Source organism: uncultured Bacteroides sp., from assembly GCF_949298305.1.
GTDB lineage: Bacteria > Bacteroidota > Bacteroidia > Bacteroidales > Bacteroidaceae > Bacteroides.
This window is the reverse complement of sequence record NZ_CASFWU010000111.1, coordinates 1-8,315: the sequence shown is the minus strand read 5'-3', so window position 1 is coordinate 8,315 and position 8,315 is coordinate 1. Positions and strand designations below refer to the sequence as shown.

Annotated in this window: 5 protein-coding genes and 3 pseudogenes; 4 read left to right on the top strand and 4 right to left on the bottom strand. The window is 49.7% G+C overall.

Going from position 1 to position 8,315, the window contains the following annotated elements; translation table 11 throughout:
- From Q1Y74_RS12455 to Q1Y74_RS12445, 3 genes and pseudogenes are all read left to right on the top strand, one after another.
- Window positions 1-625: pseudogene (locus tag Q1Y74_RS12455) on the top strand (ATPase); the annotation flags it as partial.
- A 65-nt stretch (window positions 626-690) separates the two neighbouring features.
- Window positions 691-2,007 carry a DUF262 domain-containing protein gene (locus Q1Y74_RS12450; protein ID WP_300814632.1) on the top strand — a complete coding sequence of 439 codons (1,317 nt, stop codon included), beginning with the start codon at window positions 691-693 and terminating at the stop codon, window positions 2,005-2,007.
- 1 nt (window position 2,008) lies between these two features.
- Window positions 2,009-2,695, top strand: a pseudogene (locus Q1Y74_RS12445) (DUF262 domain-containing protein); the annotation flags it as partial.
- Here Q1Y74_RS12445 and Q1Y74_RS12440 read toward each other — a convergent pair.
- A complete protein-coding gene (locus Q1Y74_RS12440) occupies window positions 2,695-3,141 on the bottom strand; it encodes a sugar-binding domain-containing protein (RefSeq protein WP_300814631.1) in 447 nt (148 codons plus the stop codon). The pseudogene Q1Y74_RS12445 and the gene Q1Y74_RS12440 overlap by 1 nt on opposite strands.
- 955 nt (window positions 3,142-4,096) lie before the next feature.
- Here Q1Y74_RS12440 and uvrA point away from each other — a divergent pair.
- Complete coding sequence (uvrA, locus tag Q1Y74_RS12435) at window positions 4,097-6,904, top strand: excinuclease ABC subunit UvrA (RefSeq protein ID WP_300814630.1); 2,808 nt, start codon at window positions 4,097-4,099, stop codon at window positions 6,902-6,904.
- Between the two features lie 468 nt (window positions 6,905-7,372).
- Here the strand turns inward: uvrA and Q1Y74_RS12430 are convergent, their stop codons facing one another.
- From Q1Y74_RS12430 to Q1Y74_RS12420, 3 genes and pseudogenes are all read right to left on the bottom strand, one after another.
- Window positions 7,373-7,858, bottom strand: a complete 486-nt coding sequence (locus Q1Y74_RS12430) for an outer membrane beta-barrel protein (RefSeq protein WP_300814629.1) — start codon at window positions 7,856-7,858, stop codon at window positions 7,373-7,375.
- 13 nt (window positions 7,859-7,871) lie between these two features.
- A complete protein-coding gene (locus Q1Y74_RS12425) occupies window positions 7,872-8,102 on the bottom strand; it encodes a hypothetical protein (RefSeq protein ID WP_300814628.1) in 231 nt (76 codons plus the stop codon).
- Window positions 8,099-8,315, bottom strand: a pseudogene (locus Q1Y74_RS12420) (carbon starvation protein A); the annotation flags it as partial. The gene Q1Y74_RS12425 and the pseudogene Q1Y74_RS12420, both read right to left, overlap by 4 nt.

Here is an 8,315-nt window from a genome sequence, read left to right as displayed (position 1 = left end):
CCCAGACTATTTCCAGAAAAAGTTGCGTTCACATTGGCAGCTGCACCAGAGTGTGGCCTATTGTCTCTATGGCAGCAAGCGCCACATGATGATGGAAGTATTTACCGATTCATCCAAACCCTTTTACAAGTTTGGCAACCTGATGTTTCTTAATAAGATTGACACGCCTTGCCTCGTGGAGTTTTTCAAAAGTCGTTTCACTGATACTGGCAAGGAAATCGACGATGAAGCAAGCCATTTGATTGCGAAGCTCGTAGACAACCATCCATACTACGCACAGCAGTTGGCACAGCTTTCATGGCTCAGAACAAAGGATGTATGTACCGTTGAGATTGTACGTGAGGCACACACAGCATTGGTGGAGCAGTTAAGTCTGTTGTTTGTAACAATCACCGAAACATTGACCACACAGCAACTAAACTATCTTAAAGCTCTTATTGCCGGCGAAAAGGCCATTAGTTCGACCGAAGTGATGCATCGCTATCAAATTTCTTCAACGACCTCAATATCCCGCTCAAAGGCTGCCCTTATCAAGAATGATATATTGGATAATAAGGCCGGTGAAATCTCGTTCCAGGATCCGATTTATGCCTATTGGCTAAAGACTGAATATTTCACAAAATGACAATATCCTGAAAAAATATTTGCGAACTAAACAAGTGGTTATTGAATATAATTTGTGACTATAATATGAGTTTTAAAAATAGTATTCCTCGGATATGGTCCATTTATAAGCTATTGAAAACCAATTTGGTTATTCCTAATTATCAACGGCCGTATAAATGGACGGATAAAAATATCATAGAGTTGCTCCTTGATATCCAAAAGAGTATTGAAGAGAGTAGAAAATATACAAACTTTAAATACCGTATAGGTACAGTAATATTGTATAAAAATGAAAACGGCGAGTACGAGGTGGTAGATGGTCAGCAGCGTATATTGTCTTTTTTACTCTTAAATCTGTATTTGCAACCTAGTTTTACTTGTGCTCTGTCGGAAGTAAAGTATTCTAATAAGATTACCCAAAAGAACATACATGCAAATTATAAGACAATAAGTGAGTGGTTTTCTTCTGTTGATGAGAAAAGGAAAAAACTTTTTACGAAAGCGCTGAAAGATATACTGGAGGTGGTGGTCATCACGGTCAATAAAATCAGTGAAGCTTTTCAGTTGTTCGATTCTCAGAATACCCGTGGCCGTGCTTTGTATCCACACGATTTGCTTAAAGCCTATCATTTAAGAGAGATACATGATAAATATGAGATGCAGCATGCGGTGATAAAATGGGAATCAAAGGATCCCCGAGCCATTCGAGAGTTGTTTGATCATTATCTGTTCCCGTTGTGGAACTGGGCCAAATGTCGTAAATGCGGAAATTTTACCATAGCCGATATTGATATTTATAAGGGTATCGAAGAGGATACGGGATATACCTATGCCCGCAGAGCCAACAAGGCCATGCCTTACTTCCTGCTTACGGAGCCATTTATTTCTGGAAGTGATTTCTTTGAAATGGTCGATCATTATATGCAAATGTTGCATAACATAAAAGAGGAAATCATCACCAATCCGAATTTCGACAAAATAAAGCAAATGTTGACCGACGGGAAAGACGCTGTTTCTGTCGAGGCTTTCGATAAGGCTTGCCAGTCTTCATCAACTGGGCTTAATTATGCCCGCAATCTGTTCTTTTGCGCTTTATTGTGCTATTACGACCGTTTTCATAATTTCGATGTTATGGCGGTCACAAAGTTGTTTACCTGGGCTATGATGATCAGGGTTGACATGAATCATTTAGGCTTTGATACAATTAACCGGTATGCCATCGGAAGAAACGATTTTGACAGATACAGCAATGCCAAACCCGTAATAGCGATGATAGCTTATGCTCGCAGGCATACTGAAATTGCCGGTATGAGACTTACTTTGAGCGTCGACGATCGGGCAAATGACGAATGGAAAGAATTATATAGCAACCTTTGTATATTAAACGGATATAGTATTTGAGATGGTAGAAGAGTTAAGAATTTTAGACGGGCATACCCTTTTCGATACAGATGCCCACTATGTCATTCCGCGTTACCAGCGGGCTTATGCTTGGGAGGACAAGGAAATTGGGCAGTTGATAGATGATATTAATGACATTGATATAGATTCCGCTGAAAATTATTACATCGGGTCGCTTATTGTTTCAAAAGTCCAAGGTAAGGCTGATACCTACGAAGTAGTTGATGGACAACAACGTCTTACCACCTTGTTCCTTCTGCTGCAGTATTTGGTTTCCGAAGGAGCTTTGGAAGGTGAGTTGGGGAAGACGCTTTCCTTTGACTGCCGTCCAAACTCAAACTATACGCTTGCACGTATTCAGAAAATATTGGATGATAAGATAGATGACGAAAGTGCTGTCGAGCAGCCTATTGTGAATGGCATCCGGGCTATTCGTCAAAAATTTGAAGAAAAATCAGGATTGAATAGAGCTGATTTTGTGTCACGCTTGGCACATGTTGTCCTCTATAGAATAGAAGTGCCCGAACATACCGACCTGAATCGTTATTTCGAAATCATGAACACCCGAGGAGAGCAGCTGGAGCAGCACGATATTCTGAAAGCCCAGCTCATGGGATATCTAAACGATAGAGGCGAACAAGAGTTCTTTTCAAAAATATGGAATGCCTGTAGCGATATGACTGGTTATCAGATACGGAGTGAGGTCGTATCGGTGGGGAGCCACAAGGCTTTCCTCATGCCCGTCCACCTTGACCCCTCTACCCACACCTGCGTGTCCCACAGCACACGCTCCAGATTCAACAGCACGTCCTTGCCTCCCCACTCTGCCGGGATTTCCACCTCCTTGGCATACCATGCCGCACCTATATAACTGTATGCCCGCGTCAGGTGCAGCAACTGCGGTTTCTCCAGCGCAGGTTTCAATGCACACTTCGTTCCCAGTCCGGCCTGGTCGGTGGTGCCGGGAAGAGTGATGGGAGTTTCGTAACAGCGGCCGAACCATGCCTCTTTCATCCCGACATCCGTGCTGTCAAGACGCACCGTCCACTCTCCCGCCAAATTTATTCTAAAAAGATTCTTGCCGCACGAAGAAAGCAGCAAGGCCACAAGAATAGCGATAAATGTATTTTTCATGATTAAAAAATGAGATTGTTTACGACTGCAAAGTAAGGGGAAACCTCCCGACGAGGAAATGGAATATTTATTTGAATTAATGTAAATTCCTACGGTGCCTGTGACCGCACTTCCCATCCACCGGGAAACCCGACTTCTTACGGCTTCAAATTCCGAACCGGGAAGGACATCCGTGAAAATCCGTGCAATTCCGCAGCCGGAAGAAAGCCGGTTGGCTATTTTGCCGCCACCTCATTCTTGACCCCAACCGCCACCTTTCTCCAGCTTCTCAGCCACCTTTGCCGGGATAAGTCCCCACCTTTGCCGGGCAGAGGCGCTACCTTTGACAACATTAAAAGGCTTTCTTCTGAAAATTAAAAGCCTTTTAATTGATAAATGAAAGCCTTTTAATTGATAAATAAAAGGCTTTTAATTTACAAATGAAAGGCTTTTAATTGGGACAAAGGCACGGACTTGTACACCCAAAAGTGCCGCCTCAGCCCCGCCAGGGCAGCGCCTTAGACCGCGAAAGGTGCCGCCCTCGACCGTCCGATGGGGCACCTTTCCGTTTCTTATTCACAGGCTTGTCCGCGCTGCCTGCACGCCTCGCCGCTCTTCCGGCGGCCGCCTAAGGCCGTCCTTCTGCGTGCGGACAGGTATAAACGCCAGATTGAACTGAGTGGTGAAAGTGTACGAAAAATCAAGGCTGGGAAAAACAAATAATCTCAACTAACTAAAATAAAAATAACCCCCGTCGGCCAGGACTAATACGGGGTATATAGCATCTTTTCAGAAGAGTCAATCCTGCTTGGCGCACGGGGTCACACCGCTGTGGATTTTCCACACCTTTCACTATCTTTCCATAAGATAGGATGCGGTTCGGGATAGTCTAACTGAAAAACTGCGTTTTTCGTTTGCCTCTCCACTCACCTTTCACTATCTTTGTCGGTAATATTCACGCTAAGTGACCCTGTATATGACAAAAAACGATTCCATCCTCATAAAAGGCGCCCGCGTCAACAACCTGAAGAACATTGACGTAGAAATTCCACGCAACCGGCTGGTGGTCATCACCGGACTGTCCGGCTCGGGCAAGTCGTCGCTGGCCTTCGACACCCTCTATGCCGAAGGGCAACGCCGATACGTGGAGAGCCTCAGCAGCTATGCCCGCCAGTTTCTGGGACGCATGAGCAAGCCCGAGTGTGACTTCATCAAGGGCATTCCGCCCGCCATTACCATCGAGCAGAAGGTGAACAGCCGCAATCCCCGCTCCACGGTGGGAACCTCGACAGAGATTTACGAATACATGCGCCTGCTCTTTGCCCGCATCGGAAGGACGTTCAGCCCCGTCAGCGGACAGGAGGTAAAGAAGCATTCGGTCGAGGACATCGTCAACTGTATGCTGGAACAACCTGAAGGAACCCGCTACACGGTACTGACTCCCGTCCTGCCCCGCGAGGGCAGAAGCCTGGCCGAACAGCTGGAGATGGACATGAAACAGGGCTTTTCCCGACTGGAAGTGAACGGCGAGACGGTACGCATTGACGAATACACGCCCCGCAAGGGCGACACGGTGTTCCTGCTGGTAGACCGCATGACGGCCTCCGCCGCCAAGGACTCCATCAGCCGTCTGACAGATTCGGCCGAGACAGCCATGTACGAAGGCGATGGTGCCTGCCTGCTGCGCTTCTACCAACCGGACGGCAGCACGTGCCTCTACCGCTTCAGCACCAAGTTCGAGGCGGACGGCATCACCTTCGAAGAGCCGACCGACCAGATGTTCTCTTTCAACTCTCCCATCGGGGCCTGTCCGGAGTGCGAAGGCTTCGGCCGCGTCATCGGGATAGACGAACACCTGGTCATCCCCAACCGCGCGCTGTCCGTCTATGACGGAGCTGTCATGTGCTGGCGAGGTGAAAAAATGGGCGAATGGAGGGACATGGTAATACGCGGTGCCGAGAAGGCCGGTTTTCCCATCTTCACCCCCTACTACGAACTGACCGACGAACAGCGGCGGATGCTGTGGGAAGGAACGCCCTACTTTGAAGGCATCAACGCCTTCTTCCGCATGTTGCAGGAGAACCAATATAAGATACAATACCGTGTGATGCTGGCCCGCTACCGGGGCAAAACGATCTGTCCCAAGTGCCACGGCACCCGCCTGAAACCCGAAGCGGGTTATGTGAAAGTGGGCGGACGGAGCATATCGGAACTGGTGGACCTGCCCGTCACCGAGCTGAAAGTCTTCTTTGACAACCTGCAACTGAACAAGCACGATACCGACGTGGCACGCCGCATTCTGACTGAGATAAACAGCCGCCTCCAGTTCCTGCTGGACGTGGGACTTGGCTATCTGACGCTAAACCGCCTCAGCAACTCGCTCTCCGGCGGCGAAAGCCAGCGCATCAACCTGGCCACCTCACTGGGCAGCAGCCTGGTGGGCAGCCTCTACATTCTGGACGAACCCAGCATCGGACTGCACAGCCGCGACACAGGCCGACTGATTCACGTACTGCGACAACTGCAACAGTTGGGCAACACAGTAGTGGTGGTAGAGCATGACGAAGAGATTATCCGTGCGGCGGACTACATCATAGACATTGGCCCCAAAGCCGGAAGACTGGGCGGCGAAGTGGTCTATCAGGGAGACATGAAGGACATACTGGACAACCCGGCATCGTCCAACCCCGGCCAGACACCGTCCACCACCAGCTACACCGTCCGCTACCTGCGCGGCGAGGAGACCATCCCCGTACCCGAACACCGGCGGCGCTGGAACAACTACATCGAAATCAAAGGTGCCCGCGAAAACAACCTGAAAGGGGTGGATGTGCGCTTCCCGCTAAACGTGATGACGGTGGTGACAGGCGTCAGCGGCTCTGGCAAGAGCACGCTGGTGAGAGACATCTTCTACCGTGCACTGAAGCGCGAACTGGACGAATGTACCGAACGGCCGGGCGAGTTCGTCAGCATCGGGGGCGATCTGCGCAACCTGCGCAACGTGGAGTTCATCGACCAAAACCCTATCGGCAAGTCATCGCGCAGCAACCCCGTGACCTACCTCAAGGCATACGACGAGATTCGCAAGCTATACGCCGAACAGCCGTTGGCCAAACAGATGGGATACACGGCCGGCTACTTCAGTTTCAACAGCGAAGGCGGACGATGCGAGGAGTGCAAAGGCGAAGGAACCATCACCGTAGAGATGCAGTTCATGGCCGACCTGGTGCTGGAGTGTGAGGCCTGCCACGGCAAACGCTTCAAGAAGGACACACTGGAGGTGAAGTTCCACGACGCCAGCATCTACGACGTGCTGGAGATGACCGTCAACCAGGCCATCGAGTTCTTTACGGAACACGGACAGAAGAAGATAGCCCGCAAGCTGCAGCCGCTGCAGGACGTGGGACTGGGCTACATCAAGCTGGGGCAGTCTTCCTCCACCCTCTCGGGAGGCGAGAACCAGCGCGTGAAGCTGGCCTACTACCTCAGCCTGGAGAAGGCGGACCCCACGCTGTTCATCTTTGACGAACCCACCACCGGCCTGCACTTCCACGACATACGCAAGCTGCTCGAAGCCTTCGACGCTCTGATACTGCGTGGTCACAGCATCGTCATCATTGAGCACAACCTCGACGTGGTGAAGTGTGCCGACTATGTGATAGACCTGGGTCCTGAAGGCGGCGACAAGGGCGGAAACATCGTAGTGGCAGGCACACCGGAAGAGGTGGCCGAATGCGCCGCCAGCTACACGGGACAATACTTGAAGGAGAAGCTGGCGCAATAAGCAAGAAACAATGAGGGAAAAGATACTCTGCAACTCAAAATCCGACACCGGATGTAGAATTGATATTAAAACACGGATTAGCGCAGATTAACGCAGATTTTCAAAATCAGGACGGTTTATCTGCGCTAATCCGCGCCACCCCTGCACCTTGTCAAGGAAAAGAAACGACAGCTGTCCATATCGGCACCTTCTGCCAATCCGTGCAAGCATCGAGTACAAGCCATGCAAGCACCGACCGCGAGCCATACAAGCACGGTGGAAGAGCCATGCAAGCATGAAGGAACAGTTTTGTATGATTGGAAATTCATTGCAAAACACAAAGCAGGACAGACACCAGACACACCAACCAACTTAGCCGCATGTTTCACACAAAAAACAGGTGCGGACGGTTGCACGATTCCGGCAACATCCACACCTGTCTCTTTAATAATTATGTTCTGCTAAAACGGCTTCTAACAGCTATGCTTTTCAGAAGTAAAAGCCGAAGCCTACCTTCAGGCCGTAACGGGAACGGTCGCCGTTAATGTTCCAAAAGACGGCGGGTTCCAGAGTTACCGTGCGCGAAAGGAAGAAAGCATAGCCCGCTTCCAGTCCGACGGAAAAATCCGTATCATCCTGGTCATGACCGAAATCATAGCGCTCCACATTGACGTTGGCACCCAGATAAATGCCGACCTGGCTGAAGTAATAACGACCACCGACACCCAGCGTGTAGACATCCTGGTTGCCTCCACCCTGGTTCCACTGAGCCGCTCCGTGTACCAGCAACGCCACATTGTCCATCAGGAAGGCACCTCCATGCACATCCAGTCCGAAGGCTGTCTTGTCCGTTTCGTTATAATGTACCAATCCCAGTCCTGTTACCGACGGGTTTACCAGCCACTTTTTTTCAAACTGTGCCTGAGCAGCCACTGAGGCAATAAGCAGGCAGACGAGCAATGCAATTTTCTTCATGTTGTTCTTGATTTTAATGATTGTCTTTCTTATATCTCTCATCTTCCTCACGGCGTTTCCGTTGCAGTTCCTCCTTTTTGCGTAGCACCAGCCAGAGCAGAACCAGGATGACGTAGGCCGCAGCCAACGTAAAGTATTTCTCCGTGGCGCTGATTTCCGTATTGCGTGGCAGCAGATAGGCTGCCGACGCAGTAATATAGACGAACAGTGCAAGGGTAATCCCCGTGGATTTCTTTAGTTTCATGCTTTCAACGCCTTTTTGGCTTTTTGGGAATACCAGATTCCGAACCAGACTAAAGCTACCAGTACAGCGGCGCCGGCAACCAGCATGGAGTTCTCCGTACCCAGTCCGAAGCCCTCGGGAGCCACACAGATGTAAGTGGTGCATACGGCGGTCATAAAGAGAGCGGGAATCAAGGTGACAAAATAATAGAATCCTTTCTTGTTGCGCACCAGA

Excerpts from the sequence above, each read along its gene's own strand:
- Q1Y74_RS12450 (WP_300814632.1), top strand. The coding sequence starts at position 691 with ATGAGTTTTAAAAATAGTATTCCTCGGATATGGTCCATTTATAAGCTA.
- Q1Y74_RS12425 (WP_300814628.1), bottom strand. The coding sequence starts at position 8,102 with ATGAAACTAAAGAAATCCACGGGGATTACCCTTGCACTGTTCGTCTAT.
- Q1Y74_RS12440 (WP_300814631.1), bottom strand. The coding sequence starts at position 3,141 with ATGAAAAATACATTTATCGCTATTCTTGTGGCCTTGCTGCTTTCTTCG.
- Q1Y74_RS12430 (WP_300814629.1), bottom strand. The coding sequence starts at position 7,858 with ATGAAGAAAATTGCATTGCTCGTCTGCCTGCTTATTGCCTCAGTGGCT.
- uvrA (WP_300814630.1), top strand. The coding sequence starts at position 4,097 with ATGACAAAAAACGATTCCATCCTCATAAAAGGCGCCCGCGTCAACAAC.